Origin of the sequence: Vibrio sp. 1167, from assembly GCF_033340375.1 — a bacterium.
GTDB lineage: Bacteria > Pseudomonadota > Gammaproteobacteria > Enterobacterales > Vibrionaceae > Vibrio > Vibrio alginolyticus.
In genome coordinates this window covers 56,625-78,794 of the sequence record NZ_JAWOWK010000002.1, presented here as the reverse complement: position 1 = coordinate 78,794, position 22,170 = coordinate 56,625, and the positions used below count along the sequence as shown (strand labels likewise).

At 45.1% G+C, this 22,170-nt stretch carries 17 protein-coding genes; 8 read left to right on the top strand and 9 right to left on the bottom strand.

What is annotated here, in order from left to right; translation table 11 throughout:
- The first annotated feature begins 327 nt into the window (after positions 1-327).
- From R7Z78_RS03740 to R7Z78_RS03730, 3 genes are read left to right on the top strand one after another with little or no spacing between them, the layout of a single operon-like run.
- Positions 328-2,262, top strand: a complete 1,935-nt coding sequence (locus tag R7Z78_RS03740) for a PrkA family serine protein kinase (RefSeq protein WP_005378447.1) — start codon at positions 328-330, stop codon at positions 2,260-2,262.
- Positions 2,263-2,309: 47 nt separating this feature from the next.
- Positions 2,310-3,581, top strand: coding sequence for a YeaH/YhbH family protein (locus tag R7Z78_RS03735; protein ID WP_005378448.1), 1,272 nt, complete (start codon positions 2,310-2,312; stop codon positions 3,579-3,581).
- Between the two features lie 11 nt (positions 3,582-3,592).
- Complete coding sequence (locus R7Z78_RS03730; RefSeq protein WP_005378449.1) at positions 3,593-5,152, top strand: SpoVR family protein; 1,560 nt, start codon at positions 3,593-3,595, stop codon at positions 5,150-5,152.
- An 80-nt stretch (positions 5,153-5,232) separates the two neighbouring features.
- Here the strand turns inward: R7Z78_RS03730 and kdsB are convergent, their stop codons facing one another.
- From kdsB to R7Z78_RS03705, 5 genes are read right to left on the bottom strand one after another with little or no spacing between them, the layout of a single operon-like run.
- Entirely contained in the window at positions 5,233-5,988 is a 756-nt protein-coding gene (gene kdsB / locus R7Z78_RS03725; RefSeq protein ID WP_017634738.1) for a 3-deoxy-manno-octulosonate cytidylyltransferase, read from the bottom strand.
- On the bottom strand, positions 5,988-6,167 hold the full coding sequence (locus tag R7Z78_RS03720) for a Trm112 family protein (RefSeq protein WP_009707122.1): 180 nt from the start codon (positions 6,165-6,167) through the stop codon (positions 5,988-5,990). The genes kdsB and R7Z78_RS03720 overlap by 1 nt, the downstream gene beginning before the upstream one ends.
- Positions 6,148-7,155 (bottom strand): tetraacyldisaccharide 4'-kinase, encoded by a 1,008-nt coding sequence (lpxK, locus tag R7Z78_RS03715; protein WP_104975987.1) that lies wholly within the window; start codon positions 7,153-7,155, stop codon positions 6,148-6,150. The genes R7Z78_RS03720 and lpxK overlap by 20 nt, the downstream gene beginning before the upstream one ends.
- A gap of 5 nt (positions 7,156-7,160) precedes the next feature.
- Positions 7,161-8,909, bottom strand: coding sequence for a lipid A ABC transporter ATP-binding protein/permease MsbA (msbA, locus tag R7Z78_RS03710; protein ID WP_042522131.1), 1,749 nt, complete (start codon positions 8,907-8,909; stop codon positions 7,161-7,163).
- Between the two features lie 31 nt (positions 8,910-8,940).
- Positions 8,941-11,196, bottom strand: coding sequence for a DNA internalization-related competence protein ComEC/Rec2 (locus R7Z78_RS03705; RefSeq protein ID WP_169644470.1), 2,256 nt, complete (start codon positions 11,194-11,196; stop codon positions 8,941-8,943).
- Positions 11,197-11,204: 8 nt separating this feature from the next.
- Between R7Z78_RS03705 and R7Z78_RS03700 the strand changes: the two genes are divergently transcribed.
- The gene (locus R7Z78_RS03700) at positions 11,205-11,714 is read left to right on the top strand and encodes a DUF2062 domain-containing protein (protein WP_005387834.1); all 510 of its coding nucleotides are present in this window, start codon (positions 11,205-11,207) and stop codon (positions 11,712-11,714) included.
- A 148-nt stretch (positions 11,715-11,862) separates the two neighbouring features.
- Here R7Z78_RS03700 and lolE read toward each other — a convergent pair whose 3' ends face one another.
- The 3 genes from lolE to lolC are packed head-to-tail and all read right to left on the bottom strand — an operon-like array spanning position 11,863 to position 15,018.
- Positions 11,863-13,107, bottom strand: coding sequence for a lipoprotein-releasing ABC transporter permease subunit LolE (lolE, locus tag R7Z78_RS03695; protein WP_025766930.1), 1,245 nt, complete (start codon positions 13,105-13,107; stop codon positions 11,863-11,865).
- 2 nt (positions 13,108-13,109) lie between these two features.
- Positions 13,110-13,817: a lipoprotein-releasing ABC transporter ATP-binding protein LolD gene (lolD, locus tag R7Z78_RS03690; RefSeq protein ID WP_104975985.1), complete on the bottom strand. Its 708-nt coding sequence runs from the start codon at positions 13,815-13,817 to the stop codon at positions 13,110-13,112.
- Complete coding sequence (gene lolC, locus R7Z78_RS03685) at positions 13,810-15,018, bottom strand: lipoprotein-releasing ABC transporter permease subunit LolC (RefSeq protein ID WP_031778997.1); 1,209 nt, start codon at positions 15,016-15,018, stop codon at positions 13,810-13,812. The genes lolD and lolC overlap by 8 nt, the downstream gene beginning before the upstream one ends.
- 249 nt (positions 15,019-15,267) lie before the next feature.
- Here lolC and R7Z78_RS03680 point away from each other — a divergent pair, with 249 nt between their 5' ends.
- From R7Z78_RS03680 to R7Z78_RS03665, 4 genes are all read left to right on the top strand, one after another.
- Positions 15,268-15,837: a hypothetical protein gene (locus R7Z78_RS03680; RefSeq protein ID WP_017634743.1), complete on the top strand. Its 570-nt coding sequence runs from the start codon at positions 15,268-15,270 to the stop codon at positions 15,835-15,837.
- Positions 15,838-15,842: 5 nt separating this feature from the next.
- Entirely contained in the window at positions 15,843-19,304 is a 3,462-nt protein-coding gene (mfd, locus tag R7Z78_RS03675; RefSeq protein ID WP_033905041.1) for a transcription-repair coupling factor, read from the top strand.
- A 7-nt stretch (positions 19,305-19,311) separates the two neighbouring features.
- Positions 19,312-20,079: a peptidoglycan binding protein CsiV gene (locus R7Z78_RS03670; protein ID WP_021707672.1), complete on the top strand. Its 768-nt coding sequence runs from the start codon at positions 19,312-19,314 to the stop codon at positions 20,077-20,079.
- 160 nt (positions 20,080-20,239) lie between these two features.
- Positions 20,240-20,788, top strand: coding sequence for a GNAT family N-acetyltransferase (locus R7Z78_RS03665; protein ID WP_025766936.1), 549 nt, complete (start codon positions 20,240-20,242; stop codon positions 20,786-20,788).
- A gap of 76 nt (positions 20,789-20,864) precedes the next feature.
- Here the strand turns inward: R7Z78_RS03665 and R7Z78_RS03660 are convergent, their stop codons facing one another.
- Positions 20,865-22,154 (bottom strand): NAD(P)/FAD-dependent oxidoreductase, encoded by a 1,290-nt coding sequence (locus R7Z78_RS03660; RefSeq protein ID WP_025766937.1) that lies wholly within the window; start codon positions 22,152-22,154, stop codon positions 20,865-20,867.
- Positions 22,155-22,170 lie beyond the last annotated feature (16 nt).

Below are 22,170 nucleotides of genomic sequence, written 5' to 3'. Positions count from 1 at the left end.
GCACCTATTCACGACATAAATTCGTCCTTAATAAAAGAGTGATTCAAATTTCACTTTTACAATAAATTCATAATTGTTAAGCAAAATTGCAAATCCCCGACTAGGCTTAAGTAGAGAAAGGCTGTGATTGAAAAATTCATATCCACCGCTCACCGTTGTAACGAAAAAACCGTCCATAAAGCAAAGTCTTTGGTGTCGCCAATCTTACATTCTGTACGAACCAAATGTGATAACAGGACGTATATTCAAACAACAACGAGCATAACTGTTGGTGGAAAGCCTGAATCAACGTTCGTCGGTAGACTGACTATTAAAGGGGAAAGCGACATGAGTATTTTCGACCACTATCAATCAAGATATGAAGCTGCAAAAGATGAAGAGATGTCGTTACAGGAGTTTTTAGCCCTGTGTAAAGATGACAAAAGCGCTTATGCTAATGCAGCAGAACGCCTACTGATGGCGATTGGTGAACCAGAGATAATCGATACGGCAAAGGATCCGAGACTAAGCCGAATCTTCTCGAATCGTGTTATCTCTCGTTATGAAACCTTTAAAGACTTTTATGGCATGGAAGATGCCATAGAACAAATTGTGTCTTACCTAAAACATGCGGCGCAAGGCCTAGAAGAGCGTAAGCAGATTCTTTACTTACTCGGCCCTGTAGGTGGCGGTAAGTCTTCGCTTGCAGAAAAGCTTAAGGCTCTGATGGAACAGATGCCTATTTATGTTCTTACTGCTAACGGCGAACGCAGCCCAGTGAATGACCATCCATTCTGCCTATTCAAAGCCACAGAAGATGGCGATATTTTGAAAAAAGAATATGGCATCGAGCACCGTTATCTTCGCTCGATCATGTCTCCTTGGGCCGCTAAACGTCTTCACGAGTTTGGTGGTGATATCACCAAATTTAAAGTAGTGAAAGTACGCCCTTCTATCCTTGACCAAATCGGTATTGCCAAAACTGAACCAGGCGATGAAAACAACCAAGATATCTCATCATTGGTTGGTAAAGTCGATATTCGTAAGCTTGAACACTATTCGCAAGACGATCCAGACGCTTACAGCTACTCCGGTGCGCTGTGTAAAGCAAACCAAGGTTTAATGGAATTCGTTGAGATGTTCAAAGCACCAATCAAAGTGCTTCACCCGCTGTTAACAGCAACGCAAGAAGGCAACTTCAACGGTACAGAAGGCCTTTCTGCGATTCCATTCGACGGTATGATTCTGGCTCACTCAAACGAATCTGAGTGGCAGACCTTCCGTAACAACAAGAACAATGAAGCGTTCTTGGACCGTGTTTATATTGTGAAAGTACCTTACTGTCTACGTGTTTCAGAAGAAGTCAAAATCTACCAAAAACTTCTCGAAAACAGTGAGTTGTCTCAAGCCCCTTGTTCACCAAGCACGCTCGAGACTCTGGCACAATTCAGTATTCTTTCTCGACTTAAAGAGCCTGAAAACTCGTCCATCTTCTCTAAGATGCGCGTATACGACGGTGAAACGCTGAAAGATACGGATCCAAAGGCAAAAAGCTATCAAGAGTATCGTGATTATGCTGGTGTCGATGAAGGCATGAACGGTCTCTCAACACGTTTTGCCTTTAAGATTTTGTCACGCGTATTTAACTTCGACCAAACCGAAGTGGCAGCCAACCCTGTACATCTATTCTATGTGATTGAACAACAGGTTGAGCGCGAACAGTTCCCTGCTGAAACAGCAGAGAAATATCTCGAGTTCTTGAAAGGCTACCTAGTACCTCGATACGTTGAATTTATCGGTAAAGAGATTCAGACCGCTTATCTTGAGTCTTACTCTGAATACGGCCAAAACATCTTCGACCGATATGTCACCTATGCAGACTTCTGGATTCAAGACCAAGAGTACCGAGATCCAGAAACTGGTCAGCTATTTGATCGCTCTTCACTGAATGCTGAGCTAGAGAAGATCGAAAAAACAGCTGGTATTTCTAACCCGAAAGATTTCCGAAACGAAATCGTTAACTTTGTGCTTCGTGCGAAAGCGAATAACAATGGTCAAAACCCGGTTTGGACCAGCTACGAAAAACTGCGCACAGTAATCGAGAAGAAAATGTTCTCCAATACCGAAGAGCTACTTCCGGTTATCTCATTTAATGCGAAAACCTCTTCTGAAGATCAGAAGAAGCATGACGACTTTGTCGCTCGCATGATGGAAAAAGGCTATACCGAGAAACAGGTTCGCCTACTTTCTGAGTGGTACCTACGAGTACGTAAGTCATCCTAACCCAGTATTGAGTTAGGTCGCTTGTGAAACATGAAGAGGGCTATTTCATGGCGCAATTTATAGACCGAAGGCTCAATGGCAAGAACAAGAGCGCTGTTAATCGACAGCGCTTCTTGAAGCGCCACAAAGAGCAAATAAAAGAGTCGGTAGCAGACGCAGTGAATCGACGCTCGATTACGAATACGGAAACGGGCGAAGACGTCTCTATCCCTCACAAAGACATCAATGAGCCTATATTTCATCAAGGCAAAGGTGGTGTTCGCGAACGAGTTCATCCCGGTAACGATCAATTTATTACTGGTGATAAAATTGAGCGTCCCAAAGGTGGCGGTCAGGGTAGCGGCTCAGGAGAAGGGAACGCCAGTCCAGATGGAGAAGGCCAAGACGAATTTGTATTCCAAATATCAAAAGATGAGTACCTCGATATTTTGTTCGAAGATCTCGAGCTGCCTAATCTAGAAAAAAACCAAATTGCCAAAATCACTGAATGGAAAACACACCGTGCAGGCTTTCAAACTGCCGGTATCCCTTCCAATATCGCCGTAGTACGTTCTCTGCAACAATCTCTTGCGCGCCGTACTGCAATGACTGCCGGTAAAAAACGACTTCTTAAAGAGTTAGAAGACGAACTTGCTCGCATCAAAAATATTGAACCTGCTCAGCAGTTTGAAGAGAACCGCTTGAAGGCTGAAATTGAAGAACTGCGCAAGAAAATCGAAAGCGTGCCGTTCATCGATACCTTCGACTTACGCTTCAAGAACTATGAGAAACGCCCGGTACCATCGAGCCAAGCGGTCATGTTCTGTCTAATGGACGTATCCGGTTCGATGGATCAGGCAACGAAAGACATCGCAAAACGCTTCTATGTTCTTTTGTACTTGTTCTTAACTCGTACCTACGAGAATGTCGAAGTCGTCTTTATCCGCCACCATACCCAAGCGAAGGAAGTGGACGAGCACGAATTTTTCTACTCACAAGAAACCGGGGGTACCATTGTATCTAGCGCACTCAAGTTAATGGATGAAATAGTAAAAGAGCGATACCCGATTGGTCAGTGGAACATATATGCAGCTCAAGCATCCGACGGTGACAACTGGGCAGATGATTCGCCAAGGTGCCGGGATCTATTAGTGAACAAATTACTTCCAAACTGTCAGTACTACTCTTACATAGAGATCACACGGCGCTCGCACCAAACTCTATGGCATGAGTACGAAAAACTCACTGAAGAGTTTCCTAATTTCGCAATGAAAAACATTCGCTCTGTGGAGGATATTTTCCCAGTCTTTCGTGAACTATTCCAAAAAGAAACGGCGTAAGGAGGCTAGCGATGAATACCGCAACGAGAAACCTCTCAGGAGAGGCGCCTAAGAAGCGTAACAGTAAAGTGTTGCCAGATGGACCAGATTGGACATTTGAGCTGTTAGAGCGATACCACAAAGAAATTAAGCGTGTCGCGGAGCATTATCGCCTAGACACTTACCCTAACCAAATAGAAGTGATTACTTCAGAACAGATGATGGATGCCTACTCAAGTATCGGCATGCCAATCAATTACAACCACTGGTCATTTGGTAAAAAATTCATTCAAACAGAGCAGAACTATAAACATGGTCAAATGGGGTTAGCCTACGAGATTGTGATTAACTCCGACCCTTGTATTGCTTATTTGATGGAAGAAAATACGGTAACAATGCAAGCACTCGTTATAGCGCACGCGTGTTACGGCCATAACTCTTTTTTCAAAGGTAATTACCTATTCCAAACGTGGACTGACGCCAGTTCTATTATCGACTATCTGCTGTTCGCCAAAAAGTACTTAGCCGAATGTGAAGAACGATATGGCGTAAAAGAAGTGGAAAAGCTGCTCGACTCTTGTCACGCGTTAATGAACTTTGGTGTAGACCGCTACAAGCGTCCAGAGAAAATCTCAATTACAGAGGAAAAAGCAAGACAAGAAGAACGCGAAGCATACCTACAATCTCAAGTTAATGAGCTTTGGCGCACGGTACCAACAGCCAAGACGAAAGAGGAAGACATTAAAGAGCGATTCCCAAGCGAGCCTCAGGAAAACTTGCTCTACTTCTTCGAAAAACATGCGCCGTTGCTAGAGCCATGGCAACGTGAAGTTGTTCGGATCGTCCGTAAGATCAGTCAGTATTTTTATCCGCAAAAACAAACGCAAGTCATGAATGAAGGCTGGGCAACGTTCTGGCACTACACCATACTCAACCATCTTTATGATGAGGGCTTGGTGTCTGAAAAGTTCATTCTAGAGTTCTTACATAGCCACACCAGTGTCGTGGCTCAGCCGCCTTATAACAGTCCTTACTTTAATGGCATTAACCCCTACGCGTTAGGCTTTGCCATGTTCCGAGATATTAAGCGTATCTGCGAAGAACCAACTGATGAGGACAAGGAGTGGTTTCCAGATTTAGCAGGAACCGACTGGTTAGATGCAGTGCATTTCGCGATGCATAATTTCAAAGATGAAAGCTTTATTAGCCAATACCTTTCTCCGAAATTAATGCGTGATTTCAAGCTGTTTGCGATCAACGATGATGACCATAAGAACTTTATTGAAGTCGCTGCTATACACGATGAGATGGGTTATAAACGCATTAGAGAAACCTTAGCCGCTCAGTATAACTTATCTAATCTTGAGCCAAACATTCAGGTGTTTAATGTCGATGTCCGTGGTGATCGATCGCTTACGTTGCAGTACGTTCCTCACAACCGCATCCCACTTGATGATAGTTACGAAGAAGTTCTAAAGCACGTGTACCGATTATGGGGCTTTGATGTCATTCTCCAAGAAGTGAAAGACACCGGTCACCGAGAGGTGTTAGCGACCTGCCCTAAACGGAACCAATACGACACTAACATTTAACTAATACCGCGATACGAGTAAAACAAAAAAGGCTCCTAATTCAGGAGCCTTGTTTATTCTTAAATCTATATGAGCATTTGTTACGCTTGCTTTGCAACAATCGCGCGCACGGCTTCTAGGTCTTCGGGCGTATCAACCCCTGCCGCTGGTGCTTCTTTCGCTACCGCCACATGAATTTTTTCACCGTACCAAAGCACTCGCAGTTGCTCAAGACACTCAATCTGCTCTAATGCACTTGGTGCCCAGTTGACATACGTATTAATGAAACCAGCTCGATAAGCATAAATACCAATATGACGCATTAATGGGTTGGCAATGGTTTTGTCTTGTTTAGCAAAGTTATCGCGATCCCAAGGGATGGTTGCTCGACTAAAGTACAACGCATAGCCTTGCTCATCTGCGACAACTTTAACAGCGTTCGGGTTGAACACTTCCTCTTCCGAGTCTATTTCTACAGCTAACGTCGCCATCGGGGCTTCACACCCTGATAAGTTATCAGCAACCTGACGAATGATGGACGGCGGAATCAAAGGCTCATCCCCTTGCACATTAACAATAATGTGGTCTGACGGAATAGCCATCTTTTCAACAACTTCTGCAAGACGCTCCGTACCTGATTCGTGCTGGGGAGAGGTCATACAAACTTTACCACCAAATGACGAAACCGCTTTCGCAACACGCTCGTCATCAGTTGCAACGATGACATCTTCCGCACCCGCTTGTAGCGCTTGTTCATAAACCCACTGAACCATAGGCTTACCACCAATATCCGCTAGCGGTTTACCAGGCAAACGGCTCGATGCGTAGCGCGAAGGGATGACAACCGTAAAAGACATTAGCGTCCCTCATCCATGCTCATAGCGCGAGCTTCAGGCTCTAGCAGAACTGGAATACCCTCTTTGATCGGGTAAGCAAGGCGATCCAATTTGCAGATCAACTCTTGATTATCTTTATCGTACGTCAGCTTACCTTTGCAAACAGGGCAAGCTACAATCTCAAGTAGACGGTGATCCATAAGCCGCTTTAACCTCTTTTATTCTATTTAAAATTTGCTCTGCATCGTTTGACTCAAACTGGGCAGATACAGGCAGATACCACCAATTATCTTGCGCATAATGGCTGCACTTGACGGCATCTTTCTCGGTCATAATCACATTGGTCCCTTGTTGAGCCAATGCTTCTAATTCTTGTTGATCAAAGTCTTGATGGTCAGCAAAACCTTTTGTGACTTTAACATCTGCGCTCATCGAGTTTAGTGTATGAAAAAAACGCGGAGGATGCCCAATGCCCGCAAATGCGACGAGATCTTTCAACTCCGAGACATCCACATGTTGCTTAGTCTTAAGATTAATAGCTTTAGAGGGTGCTAAAGCCATTGCGATTTCGCCCGTATGCGCTTGACCGCCATTGGTGATGATAAAGTCGACTTCTTTAAGTCGCTCAATACCTTCACGTAAAGGACCTAATGGAATCAGGCTTTCATTCCCAAACCGGCGATTCCCATCCACAATCACTAACTCAATATCACGGCCTAACGCATAATGTTGTAATCCATCATCCGTAATTATGATATCCACATCCAAATCTAGCAGTGCTTTCACTGCATTTGAACGCACAGGATCTACCGCAACAGGTGCTCCTGTACGGCGATGAATCAACTTAGGTTCATCGCCACAATGCTTCGCTGGCGTATCTTCTTTTAGCACTAACGGATAGGCAGGAGCCTTTGCCCCATAACCACGAGAAACAACCCCCGGCTTAAAGCCCATTTGCTGTAGTTGCTCAACAAGCCACACAACAACTGGTGTTTTACCATTGCCACCAGCAGTGATATTGCCAACCACAACAACAGGTATAGGCGCATTATAAGCTTGCTTGCGGCCAGTTTGGTATTGCTTTCGCTTTGACTTGCTTATCGCTCCAAATAATAAACTCAGTGGCCACAAAAGCGGCCACAAGAGATATTTTATTGGATGGCTTTCAAACCAGATTTTTTCAATCACCGCGCTTATTCACCAAACTGAATACGGTGCAATTGTGCATACGCACCATTTTTCTCAATAAGCTCAGCGTGGTTGCCACGTTCAATGATGGCACCATCATCAACCACAAGAATTTCATCGGCTTTCTCAATTGTGGATAAGCGGTGCGCTATTACAAGTACCGTTTTGTCTTTTTGCAGCTCATCAAGTGCAGCTTGAATAGCTCGCTCGGATTCGGTATCCAAAGCCGAAGTTGCCTCATCAAGAATCAGCACTGGAGCATCACGCAATAGAGCTCGCGCAATCGCAACACGTTGGCGTTGACCACCAGACAAGCTAGCACCATTTTCACCAATCATGGTATCAAGTCCATCATCCATTTTGCCGATGAACTCCATCGCATGCGCGAGTGTTGCCGCTTTCTCGATATCACTGCGCTCGTATTGGCCATCCGTTGCGTACGCAATATTGTTTGCTATCGTGTCATTAAACAAATGAACATTTTGCGATACTAGTGCAAATTGCTGACGTAAATTCTTTAGCTCGTAATCACGAATATCATGCCCATCTAATGTGATAGATCCACTGTCAACATCATAGAAGCGGTTGAACAAGTTCGCGATGGTACTTTTACCTGAGCCAGAACGGCCAACTAGCGCCACCGTTTTTCCTCTTGGAATATCGAAGCTGACATTTTCCAATGCTGGTTTTTCTGCACCAGTGTAAGTAAAGCTTACGTTTTTAACTGAAACATCGCCATTTGCGCGTTCAACTGTCAACTTACCTTCGTTTTTCTCAGGCTCGAGGTCAATTAACGCGAAGAGCGTTTGGCTCGCGGCCATACCACGTTGGAACTGAGAAGTAACGTTAGTCAGCGCTTTAAGTGGGCGCATCAGACCAAACATTGCAGAGAACACAACAGTAAATGTACCTGGAGTCAGTTGCTCTTTAATCGAATCAATACTTGCTAAATAAAGAACGGCAACAATTGCAAGTGATGCAATCATTTGGATGATAGGGTTAGCCGCCGCTTGAGCCGTCACCAACTTCATGCTTTGTTGACGCATTTGGTTGCTGACTTTTTCAAATCGTTTACGTTCGATGTCTTGGCCGCCATAGCTCAACACAACTTTATGGCCTTTCAGCATCTGCTCTGCTGATGCAGTTACGTTACCCATCATGGTCTGCATATTTTTGGATATTTTTCTAAAACGTTTAGAAACAACACCAATACCCCATGCCACAACGGGAGCAACAGCAAACAGCACTAGCGACAATTGCCAGCTGTTGTAAAACATCAAGACTAACAGACCAATGATACTTGCGCCTTCACGCACAATGCTCACCAACGCTTGGCTAGTTGCCGCTGATACTTGCTCTGAGTCGTAGGTTATACGCGACAATAAGTTGCCCGTCTTTTCCTTATCAAAGTAAGACACTGGCATATGCATAAAGTGATTGAACACCATGCGACGGACTTGCATAACTACGTTGCCAGATACCCAGCTCAAACAGTAGGTGGAGACAAATCCACTTATGCCACGGATGAACATCATGGCAAAAATAATCAATGGAAGCGTGCGTAAAAAATCAGATTCAGCGTTCCCAAAACCTTCATCGAGTAGTGGTTTTAGCAGGGAAATCATATAGGTATCTGATATAGCATTAATAACTAATGCAATGACTGCAACGACAAGACCTGACTTATAAAGGCGAATAAATTGCCATAGACGCTTAAACGTCTGCCAAGTCGTTTCATCAGTATTTATCGACATAGAAGTGCTTTATTTTCTTACATTAAGACTCTCATTCTACTCCCTTACGCAGCATCTGCCTATACCAAGGCTCAAATGTATCGCTACGTTTGGTTTCTGAGCGCCAATTATCACGGTGAATAAAGAAGCTTACCTGACCACCCTCACCAGTATCAAGCCAAGTAACGCCAAGCTTTCGGTATGAAGCAACGACATTTTCCGCTGGCATTCCCCATCGATTGTTTTTTGCTAAAGAAGCAACCGCCACACTCGGGCTCACCGCCTCGATAAATCGAGGATTCGATGAACTTTTACTCCCGTGGTGAGGGACTAGCATCACATCGCTTTGTAACTTTCCGGGTTCTCTAAGCAAAATCCACTCGCTAATGGCCTCAATATCACCAGTAAAAAGCATACTAAAGTTAGAAATAGGGTCAGTAAGTCGTAATACACAGGAGTGCGGATTATACGCACGTTGAACAAGTGCAGGAGGCCAGAGCACTTCCATGTTTAATCCTTGCCATTTCCATTGGTCGCCTCTAGTGCAAGGCTCATATTCGATAAAGAATTGACTACTAAGTTTACGCTGTGGAGAAAAGGCATCTTCAATGAAAAAGCGGCCGCCTGCGTGATCATTATCGGAATGGCTTAGAATCAGTGTATCTATGCTTTCATAACCTCGTTGATGCAAAACCGGAGTGACGACCTGCTCTGCGATACTGCCGCTTTGCCATGCTTTACCAGTGTCATACAGCAACACCTTGTCGTCTTTTTCTACAACCACTGCAAGGCCATGACCTACATCTAATACATCGATACGCCAATGCGGTTCATACTCCGCTGCAAACTTGATACTAATAACGATGCCGAGTAACAAATACCACGCGTACTGAGACATGAACCGTTGAAATATTAAGCAAACCACTATCACCATAACCAGCATTGTCATTTCCATGCTAATGGGTTGCCAAGAACCTACTGCGTACTGTATTGACGTGCTCAATGGCTGTAATGACCAGTCCACCAAATGCCACAGAGGCTTCGCTATCATTTCAAGAAACAAAGATGAGAACAGGGCTAGAAACATCAAAGGTACAACGATAAATCCGAACCAAGGAATAAATACCAAGTTGTAGGCTATTGAGGACAAACTAAAACCGGAGAAGAAATGGCCACTAACAGGTACGATTAAAGCGCTCAACATCAATTGAGTAAGCAATAACGCTTTTAATCGCGCTTTCCAACCTCCCCTTTGATGTCGAATCAAATTAATTGCGAACAATACCGCACAAACGGAGAGGTACGATAACCAAAAGCTCATACTGTAGGATGCAAAAGGTTGGACAAGCAGTTGTAGAGATACTGCAAGCAAAAGAACTCGCCAAGAAGTCCAGTGCACCAGAGTATACTTCAGGAGAACGTAAACAACGCATACCGACACTGCTCGCGTAGTAGGCAGAGAGAAATCCGCTAACCAAGCGTAGGCAACAGCGAAGATCAGCCCATATAAGCTAGGTAACAACTGGTATTGGGGTAATAGATAACGAACGGTACTGCCCACGACTAGCCCAAAAGTAAACGCCATACCAATATGTAAACCAGAAATGGAGACCAAATGCAGTAAACCACTGTCCCTGAGCGCTTGCCAATCTTCCTTAGACAACCAAGAACGGTCAGCAAAAACTAACGCACTTATTAACGAGAAATGATGAAGGGAAGACACATCATCAGCGACATCGGCAATAATGGATTGACGCAGAGATACATTAGAACGAACAATCCACTTAGCATCTTTGTTAACAACCGCTCGGGCGATAATATTTTTACCCATCGCGTGCTTTTCAGCATCAAAGCCAGCTTCGTTGCGTAGACCTGTAATCGGCTTTAACGAGATGGATGTCGTAAACTCACTGTTAACATCGAGTGGAAAAGGCGTAATAAGACGGATTTTAGGTTTAAGAAAAGGTAACAGAGTTTGAGAATTTACCGCTTCTATAGCGACAATACCTTCATAACCGTGACTTATTTGCGTAAAAGGGCTGTCAACTTTACCAATTATGGTAATATTCTCCCCTGCTTGAAAAAGGGCTTGTCTCTGAGACTCCAATACATTGCCGTGGACGATGACAACCATAAAGCCCGCAATTGCGCCTATGCTAATTAAGCCACGACGTAATTTGATTATTGAGCCAGTGGTTATTATTCCCAGCAGCAACCAACGCCAATCTGGTATTGTCGGCCACCAAGCTGACGAGATTACGCTCGCTACAAATAACGCCAAGGTCCAACTTTTTTCTGAGAGAGTCATGCTGTCCTATGCCTAGAAAGCTGATAAAACGCTTCATGCCAGATCATGAATTGATCAAACGCCAAAAAGCATTGAAGGTCTTCGGCAATGTGTTGTACAACCCAAACTTGTGGTGCTTAAACCGCCGCTCGGCATCAGGGGCTTTTGCTGTCGGGTTATTTATGGCTTTTGTTCCGCTGCCGAGCCAAATGATCATGGCCGCTGGTTTGGCCATTATGTTGGGTGTCAATCTGCCCCTCTCCGTCGCTTTGGTATGGATCAGCAATCCTATCACTATGCCTGTGCTATTTTACTTTGCGTACAAGCTAGGTGCTCTAGTGATGCGTCTTCCCCCGCAACCTTTTCACTTTGAACTATCGTGGGAATTCATCATGCAGCAAATGAGCACCATTGGACCTCCATTTCTATTGGGCTGCGCAATTTGTGGGGTTGTATCCGCGATTATTGGCTACTTCGGAATTCGAGGGCTTTGGCGCTACTCGGTGGTACGGAGCTGGCAAAAACGCAAAATAAGATAAGACCTTTCTGCGTAAAAATCAGCATTTGAGCTATCAGTTGAGGGGCATCTAACAGTTAGAATGAAACGCGATGTTACTCAAGTCGGATAAATACAAAAAAGGACCGAATTCGGTCCTTTTTGTTTTTCGCATATTGTAAAATAATCAGCTATTTAGAACTCAGTACAGCCGCCGGATTCAACCTTGCGGCACGAGAAGCAGGATACCACGTCGCAAGTAAACTAAGCACTATCGCCGTCACTGACACCAATGCGACATCTGGCCAGTGTAGTTGTGATGGTAAGAAGTCAACAAAGTAAATATCACCCGATAAAAACTGATGACCGATTAAGCTCTCTAGCCCTTTAATTAACGGAGTCAGGTTTAACGCTACTAAGACACCGATAACACTGCCGACGAGACTACCAAATACACCAGAGAATACACCTTGCCAAACAAAGATCCGTTTGATTAGGCTATCTTTTGCTCCCATTGTTCGCAAAATTGCAATTTCCGCCGCTCGGTCTTTCACTGCCATCATCAACGTAGACACAATATTAAAACATGCCACGCCAATCACCAGTACCATCACCAAGTACATAATGGTGCGCACGAGCTGAATATCGCGATACAAAAAACCAAACTTTTGCTGCCAGCTTTTCAAATACACGTAAACATCAACCATGCTACCAACCTCGCGAACAATAGAAGGCGCATTGAGAACATCGTCCGTTTTTAGTGAGATGCCAGTGACCCCTTCCCCTAACCTCGCGTATTGCTGAGCATCCGCTAATGGTACTAACGCTAGAGAGTGGTCGATTTGGCCATTCAACGTTAAGAACCCTGACACCTTCACGCGCACACGCTTAGGAGCCTGCACTTTATTTGCGCCGCCTGTTTGCGGAATCATCAACGTAACGTAATCCCCCACGGCGACATTTAGCTCGTTTGCTACACCTCGGCCTAAGATCACTTGCTGCTGACCGGCATAAAAGTTTTGCCAAGCTTCTTGGTCAATAAAATTCGATAAGCTCGACACCGCTTGCTCGAAAGTAGGCTCTACACCACGAACTTCTATCGCTTTTAGCTTACTGCCTTTTTCTGCCAAGCCCGTAAAACGAACGTACGGTGCTGCCGCAACAACATGTTCATGTTTTAGAGCTTGATTCATCGTTTTGGTGTAGTCATGAAGTGGTCCATTAACACCTTCTAACTCGCCGTGTGGGATCACAGACAACACACGCGATTGCAGCTCGCGCTCAAAGCCATTCATTGCAGACAAACCGATAATGATCACAGCAACGCCAACCGCAATACCAATGGTCGAAGAAAGCGATATGAAAGACACCATCTTGTTGCGCTTTTTCGCTCGACTGAAGCGACCACCAATCATCAAAGCTAAAGAGGTAAACAAAACTAGCCCTCCGCAGGTGCTGTATCAGTCACAAAACGATCTACGAGCAAACCATCTTGCATGTGCATTTGACGATCCATTTTTGCTGCCAGCTCTTTGTCATGCGTGACAACCAAAAATGCAATGTTTGACTCTTTATTGAGCTCGCGCATCAAATCATAGATAGACAGTGCCGTATTGTGATCTAAGTTCCCCGTAGGTTCATCAGCCAAGACCAGATCAGGTTTATTCACCAATGCACGCGCAATCGCAACACGCTGACGCTCACCGCCCGATAACTCGGAGGGTCTATGTTGCATCCGATGACTCAAACCAACTTTATCTAACAGCGCTTTAGCCGCCTGTTTTGCATCCGCTACTTTAGCACCGCCAATCATCAGTGGCATCGCCACATTTTCAAGCGCAGTAAAGTCAGCCAACAAGTGATGAAACTGGTATACAAAACCAAGGTGCTTGTTGCGTAATGCCGCCTGTTTGTTCGAGCTCAAAGCTGATAGGTTTTGCCCTAGAAAATCAACTTCACCATGAGTTGCGTCATCTAACGCACCTAAAATATGCAATAAGGTACTTTTTCCCGAACCAGAAGAGCCAACAATAGAAACCAACTCCCCTTTGTCGATATCGAAACTTACGCCTTTCAACACTTCCGTATCTAACGAACCCTCTCGGTAGACTTTACGAATATCACGACATTCTAATAGCTTATTCATAGCGAAGTGCCTCAGCAGGTTTAACAGAAGATGCTCGATAAGAAGGATAAAGCGTAGCAGCAAGGCTAAGAGCAATCGCCAATACCACCACTAAAAGAATTTGCAGTGAATCAATCAAGATGGGTAGATGACCACCAAAGCTGAATAGCGCCACACCAGCAGATTCAAGAATCGCATTTAGATTAAGTGACAAGATCACGCCCGCAGCGCCACCAACAATCGCGCCAATTACACCACTGCTTGCACCTTGCACCATGAAAATGGTCATCACTTGAGATTGAGTCATGCCTTGAGTTTTCAATATTGCGACTTCTGATTGCTTCTCCATTACCACCATGATTAAAGCGGAGATAATATTGAATGCAGCGACACCCACAATTAGACCTAGCATAAGTCCCATCATGTTCTTTTCCATTTTCACCGCTTGGAAAAGCTCACCACGCTGTTCGCGCCAATCACTCCATTCCCATCCATCAGGCATGGGTTGGTCAGCAAAATCCGTCACCATAAATGGGTCAGAGAAAAAGACACGCCAACCAGAAACCGTGTCTTTAGGGAAACGCATCAGCTTAGATGCATCCGTCATGTTCACAATCATTAATTGACCATCAACGTCCGATCCCGTATTGAAAATGCCTGAGACAGTAAAGTTTCGCTGGCTAGGAATACGGCCAAGTGGGGTAAACTGCGTTGCGTTGGTCACCATCAAGCGCACTTTATCCCCGATTGAGACCTTTAGTGAACGCGCCAAACTGTGACCCAAAAATACATTGTAGTCACCTGCTTGAAGTGACGATAATCGTCCGGCAATCAAATGGTTGCTAATCGGATCGCCTTTCTTAGGTTCAATACCGATGAGGTAACCAGCCGTCAGCTGTGCAGAACTCTGAATAACAGCCTCTCCTCTAACGATAGGCTCCGGCTGAGATTCACTCGACATCGCTTGAACAAATGGAGGGGCAGACTCGGTCATAGGCGTTTTTCCATCGTGTTGCGAAACAACGGCATGAGGTAGCACACCTAAAATGCGTTCTTTTAACTGCGATTCAAACCCGTTCATCACAGAAAGAACCGTCACCAACGCCATTACACCGATCGTAATACCCGCCGTCGACATATAAGAAACAAATCGGCTGAACCTATCTCCAGAGCGTCCCCGAAGATACCTTAAGCCAATAAACAATGAGATAGGATGATACATATAAGACAAACCAACTGGTTGTTTTGATATAAAGCTTTAGCGGATTATCTTACCTTACTCTTCTCATTAAGAAGACAAGAGAATCGCTAAATTTGTCAACGACATGCAATAAGTCTGTATTTAGGGCAAAAAGTTCAAGGACAAATCAGCTAAACTTGATAACTTCATTCAGTTAGCGATAATCAGTGCCCTATTTCTCTTTGTTTGTTGAGTGAACAGGGAGCGCTCACTGGCAAAAGGATCGACTATATGACAGAGCAAGAATACTTTACCGTCCATCATAACCTCACCATCAACGTCGAAACGTTGAGTGCGGACTTTGCTTTGCCAGATGAAGAAACATTTGCCTCCGAAATTCCAGCACCATTTATTGTCGCCAGTGAATTTAGTCACTTAGATATGTTGGCAGACAACGCGCGTCTAGAGCTGAAAAACAAAGAGTTAAAGCATGTGATCAACTTGCTTGATACGCAAAACGCGAAACTTAACCTCTTGTTGAGCTTTATGCTTTCACAACAAGATGACGCCTCCATTCGATATCAAACGACGCAGTTTGGTGCTAGTCAACTCAGTTTCCGCTCAGATACAGCGTTAACTACTCAACAACTCGTTCGTGTTAAACTGTTCCTCGATCACCCTGCTGCGGCGATTTACTGTTACGCTCAAGTAGAAGAATGTGATGCTTCAGAGCAAGATTTCATTATCACGCTTAGATACAAGATGCTCCGAGAATCTGATCAAGATTTACTGATAAAGGCGGCACTGTATCAACAACAAAAACTTTTACGTCAGCGCTCGATGGAGCGAGATAAAAAATAATTCCTATGACAAAAGCAACGATTCTTTCCGTCACCAACCCTTCAGAGCGTGGCGACAAAAAACAGCTAGGTAATTTGCCGGGCGCAGCTCTACCTCTAGCCATTGCAGAGCTAGCCAAGCAGCATTCGAGTCACTCGCTACTCGTTGTGCCTGACCCGCAAATCGCTTTAAAGCTTCAGGCAGAGATTGAGCAATTCACCGACCAAACGGTAAGCCTGTTCCCCGACTGGGAAACGCTGCCTTACGATAACTTTTCTCCGCATCAAGAAATCATCTCTGAACGTATCGCACGCCTATACCAACTGCCAAGTCAACGTGATGGCATAACCATCGTCCCGGTCAGTACAGTATTGCAACGCCAATCGCCACGTGATTTTCTGTTGCAACACACTTTAATGGTGAAAACTGGTGATCGGCTCTCGCTAGAGAAGTTACGTGTACAACTTGAAAATTCTGGCTACCGCCATGTAGATCAAGTATTTGGACCAGGTGAATATGCAAGTCGTGGGTCTATTCTGGATCTCTTTCCTATGGGCAGCAATGACCCGTACCGCATCGACTTCTTTGATGATGAAATAGATACCATTCGCACGTTTGATCCAGAGAACCAACGCTCTATCGACGATATTCAGCAAATCCAATTGCTGCCTGCACATGAGTTCCCAACCACTAAAGAAGCGATTGAAGATTTCCGTACACGTTGGCGCACCCAGTTCGACGCACGCCGCGAGCCTGAATCAATCTACATGCAAGTGACCAAAGGCACGTGGCCCGCTGGTATTGAGTATTGGCAGCCGCTGTTTTTTGACCATACCGAGACTTTATTTGAATATTTGCCAGAAGACTCTCAAGTCATCACATATGGTGATATCGAATCTGCGGTCGATACTTTCTTAACCGATGTCGAATATCGATACGACCAGAAAAAAGTTGATCCGTTGCGTCCTCTTTTGACTCCTGAACAGCTTTGGTTGAAAAAAGACGAACTTTTCAGTCAACTAAAACAGCTCCCTATCGCTCAATTGAGCCTAGATAAAGTGGTTAAGCGTGCCGGTCGTCAAAACCTACCCGTACAATCGTTAGCCGAGCTTGGCGTTCAGCAACAAAATAAAGAGCCGCTCTCGCGCCTTCGTCAGTTTAGTGAGCAATTCAGCGGAAAAATCGTTTTCTCGGTAGAGTCAGAAGGTCGTCGTGAAGCACTAACGGAGCTGTTGCAAGGCATCAAAGTTCGGCCAGTCGTACATGGCTCACTTTACCAAGCTCTAGACTCGGGTGATCGATTCAGCTTGATCTTAGGCGCAGCAGAGCATGGTTTCATTCACGAAGAGCTGAACTTCGCTCTGATCTGCGAAAGTGATCTACTCGGTGACCGTGTTATCCAGCGACGCCGCAAAGATAAAAAAGCCGTCAACAGTGACACCGTTATTCGCCATCTTGCGGAACTAAAACCCGGTCAACCTGTGGTTCATATTGATCACGGTATTGGCCGCTACATCGGTTTACAAACACTTGAAGCCGGTGGTATGAAAACGGAATACGTCACTCTTGAGTATCAAAACGATGCCAAGCTCTACGTGCCAGTTTCATCACTGAATCTTATCAGCCGTTATTCTGGCGGCGCTGAAGAGAGTGCGCCACTGCATAAATTAGGTGGTGAAGCGTGGGCAAAAGCACGTCGTAAAGCGGCAGAAAAAGTGCGTGATGTCGCGGCAGAATTGCTGGATGTGTATGCTAAACGAGAATTAAAACCTGGCTTCAAATTTGAGCTAGATCGTGGGCAATACGCAACATTTAAAGCAACATTCCCGTTTGAAGAAACAGATGACCAAGCGATGGCCATCAATGCCGTCTTGTCAGACATGTGCCAGGCAAAAGCGATGGATCGCTTAGTGTGTGGTGACGTGGGCTTTGGTAAAACGGAAGTCGCTATGCGCGCAGCATTTGTCGCAACGGATAACAGTAAACAGGTCGCCGTACTCGTACCAACAACCTTGCTTGCTCAGCAGCATTTCGAAAACTTCCGTGACCGTTTTGCCAACTTACCAATCCGAGTTGAAGTACTGTCTCGTTTTAAATCTGCCAAAGAACAAAAAGTCATTCTGCAAGACGTTGCCGATGGTAAAGTCGATATTGTCGTTGGTACGCATAAGCTGCTTTCGAGCGACATTAAATTCAAAGATTTAGGTTTGTTGATCGTTGATGAGGAACACCGCTTTGGGGTTCGTCAAAAAGAAAAAGTCAAAGCAATGCGTGCGGATGTGGACATTCTTACCCTCACCGCAACACCAATTCCACGCACACTGAATATGGCAATGAGTGGCATGCGAGACCTGTCGATCATCGCGACACCTCCTGCACGCCGTTTAGCCATTAAAACCTTTGTTCGACAAAAAGAAGAGCCAGTGGTCCGTGAAGCGGTACTGCGTGAAATTATGCGTGGTGGTCAGGTTTACTTCCTGCACAATCAGGTTGAAACCATTGAAAAAACGGCAGAAGACTTACAGAAACTCATCCCAGAGGCACGCATTACCGTGGCTCATGGTCAAATGCGCGAGCGCGAACTTGAGCGAATCATGAATGACTTCTACCATCAGCGCTTTAATGTGTTGGTGTGTACAACCATCATCGAAACCGGTATCGACGTACCAACGGCAAATACCATAATCATGGATCGTGCGGACAATCTTGGCTTGGCGCAGTTGCATCAATTACGTGGCCGTGTTGGACGTTCACACCATCAGGCCTATGCTTACTTATTAACGCCACATCCAAAAGCCATGACCAAAGATGCCATCAAGCGTCTTGATGCGATTGCTTCACTGGAAGACTTAGGTGCTGGCTTTACGTTAGCAACCCACGATTTAGAAATCCGTGGTGCTGGTGAGCTGCTTGGTGATGAGCAAAGTGGGCAAATTCAATCCGTTGGTTTTACACTTTATATGGAAATGCTGGAACAAGCAGTGCAAGCATTAAAAGAAGGCAAGGAGCCATCTTTGGATGAGCTGCTTCGTGAGCAAACTGAAGTGGAAATGCGAATCCCAGCGCTCTTACCAGATGATTACATTCCGGATGTAAACACACGACTGTCGATGTACAAACGCATTGCGAGTGTCACAAGCAGTGATGAACTATCAGAGCTAAAAGTGGAGCTGATTGATCGCTTTGGTTTGCTTCCAGACGCAACAAAGAACTTACTTGCCGTCTCAGAATTGAAAATTTCGGCTGGTAGTTTAAAAGCGAAAAAGATAGAAGCCCATGATAAAGGTGGATTTATCGAGTTTTACCCTGATGCTGACATAAATCCAGCGTATTTAGTTAAACTGCTGCAATCACAGCCGCAAAAATTTGCAATGGAAGGTCCAACTAAGTTCAAGTTTAGCGTACCATTGGTGGACCGACGTAAACGCATTCAGTTTGTTCAAGACTTACTGAATGATTTTAAACAGAATTTATTACCAACGAGCTAATAGTCGAATGAGAATACTGATCCCGTTATTGCTTCTATGTGTCTCAATGCCCTCTTGGGCACAGCGCCAATTTGATATTGAAGTGATCATTTTCAAGCGAGCAGTCGACGCTGAAAGCACAACAGAATCTTGGCCGAATCAACTGCCAAAAATCGATATGGAAAATGTCGGTAGCCTAGAGAGTGAATCCTACCGCCGCTCTAAAGGCGTGACACTTTTGCCAAGTTCTTCTTTCCGTCTCAACGCGCAAGAAGCGGCACTAAATAATCATGCCGGCTTTAAAGTGCTTAAACACGTAGCCTGGCGTCAAGGTGACCGAGGTAAATCTAGCGCCCCAATTTTCCGCATCGTTGGCGGGCGAGATTTCTCTGATTCTTATCAAGCAGATGGCCGCCCAATCAATGGCAATCAAACATTTTCCAGCGACGGTTACAGTGAAGAGACGGTCAATGGTCCTTTATATGAACTAGATGGTCGATTCCAAATATACGTACAGCATTACCTCTTCGCCGAAACAACACTAGATCTGCGCGAACCAAGTGTTAGAGAGGTGCGTTTTGAACCAACCTCAACTGAGCAATTGGCGGATGACTTAGGTGAAGTAGATGGTAACGTCCAAGTAGGTAACTTGGCAGAAATATCGCCGACAGTAACCGAAGAGAAATTCCTGAAGAGTTATCGAATGGATCAAAAACGTCGTATGCGTAGCAGCGAGACTCATTACCTAGATAACCCGTTGATGGGTATGATCATTCAAGTTCGTCGGGTTCGATAAGCACGAGCGGTTCGACAAAGCGCAGCAAAGCTGCGCTTTGTTTTTATCTGCTATACCTCAGTTATTCCTAACCAACGCAGAGCAAGGAAAATAGCTGCGTTCAAGTATAAATAGACAGCTTTCAATTTACTTACACTCAACATGGAAGTCGTATTAGTTCATGAGTCCAGACTTTGAAATCATTGCGCCCCGCTTAGCGCTCAAGCTCATCCCTGCTGAAGAAGCACATTCACTACAACGATTACTTGCAGAATCCCCTTCGCTGCACCAATGGCTTGACTGGTGTGATAAAAACGTCACATTGAAAACCGCGCAGGACTTTCTGTTGGCAACCCGTCTTAACTGGGTCAAAACTGAGGCTTTTGGTTTCGGTATCTATGAGCGGCAAAGTAACACTTTGGTTGGAATGGCAGCGGTTAATGAGTTATATCATACGTTTAATATGGCGAGTATTGGTTACTGGGTTGCCGACCGCTATCAACGGCAAGGCTATGCCCAAGAAGCCGTTAAAGCCTTAGCAGAATTCTGCTTCGCAAAGCTAAGTTTAACTCGACTAGAGATTGTTTGTGACCCCGACAACGAAGCTAGCCAAGCCTTAATTGAGTCCGTCGGTGCACAAAAAGAAGCCATCGCCAGAAACCGGTTTATTTTTCATGGTAAGCCTAAAGATGGCGTTGTGTACTCACTTTTACCGACAGATCTAACATAAACAAAAAGCCACCGACTTGCGGTGGCTTCTGCATTTTTTAAGATACAACACATCCACACAGAGTGGATTTAAAACCTTAGTGCAGCTTAAGGTTTGGACGCAGCACGCGATTAATGCGGCCGACGAGCATCATCAGACCGGTTTTGAATACACCGTGCAACGCCATTAGGTGCATGCGATACAATGAGATGTAAACGACACGAGCAATACGGCCTTCTACCATCATCGACCCTTTAGTTAGGTTCCCCATCAGACTACCAACGGTTGAGAAGCGACTTAGAGACACTAATGAACCGTGATCTTTATATACATAGTCTTTCAACTCGCGCCCGTTGATCTTCGCGACGATGTTACTAAATGCCTGGCTTGCCATTTGGTGTGCAGCTTGAGCGCGTGGCGGCACGAACGAACCGTCAGACTGGGTGCATTGTGCTAAGTCACCAATAACAAAGATGTCATCATCTCGTGTTGTCTGTAGTGTGTTTTTCACTACAAGCTGATTGATACGGTTCGTTTCTAAGCCAGCGATATCTTTAATAAAGTCTGGAGCTTTGATACCCGCAGCCCAAACCATGATTTGAGCTGGGATCTTCTCACCATCTTTTGTAGTAAGGCCATCTTTTTCAGCTTTAGTCACCATAGTGGCGGTGCGCACGTTTACGCCCAACTTCACCAACTCTTGATGAGCAGCAGAAGAAATACGTGGAGGTAACGCTGGTAAAATACGCTCACCTGCTTCAATCAGATTGACGTTCAACTTGCTAGAATCAAGATCACCGAAGCCATAAGTGCGCAGCTCTTTAACAGCATTATGTAACTCAGCTGATAGTTCAACGCCAGTTGCACCAGCACCAACAATCGCAATATCGACCGTACCGTTACCGTTTTTCGCGTGCAGCTTTAGGAACTCGTTGTTCATTTCTGTACGGAAACGGTGTGCTTGCTCAGGGCTGTCTAGGAAAATACAGTTTTCACGAACGCCAGGCGTGTTGAAGTCGTTTGATGTCGAGCCAATCGCCATCACTAGAATGTCGTATTCTAGCTCACGGCTTGGCATAAGAAGTTCACCGTGTTCGTCTTTAAGCTCACTTAAGATGATCACTTTACGTTCACGGTCGATGTCTTGAAGACTACCCATTTGGAAGTCGAAGCTGTGGTTTTTTGCATGAGCTCGATAGCTCAGTGCATCTACTCCTTCGTCCAAAGAACCTGTAGCAACCTCATGCAATAATGGCTTCCACAAGTGGCTCGCTTTTCGATCGACTAGCGTAATTCGCGCACGGTTTTTGCGACCTAGAGTTCGACCAAGCTTAGTTGCCAACTCAAGACCACCTGCACCGCCGCCTACAACGATAATGCGTGTCACAATGATTTTCCTCTAC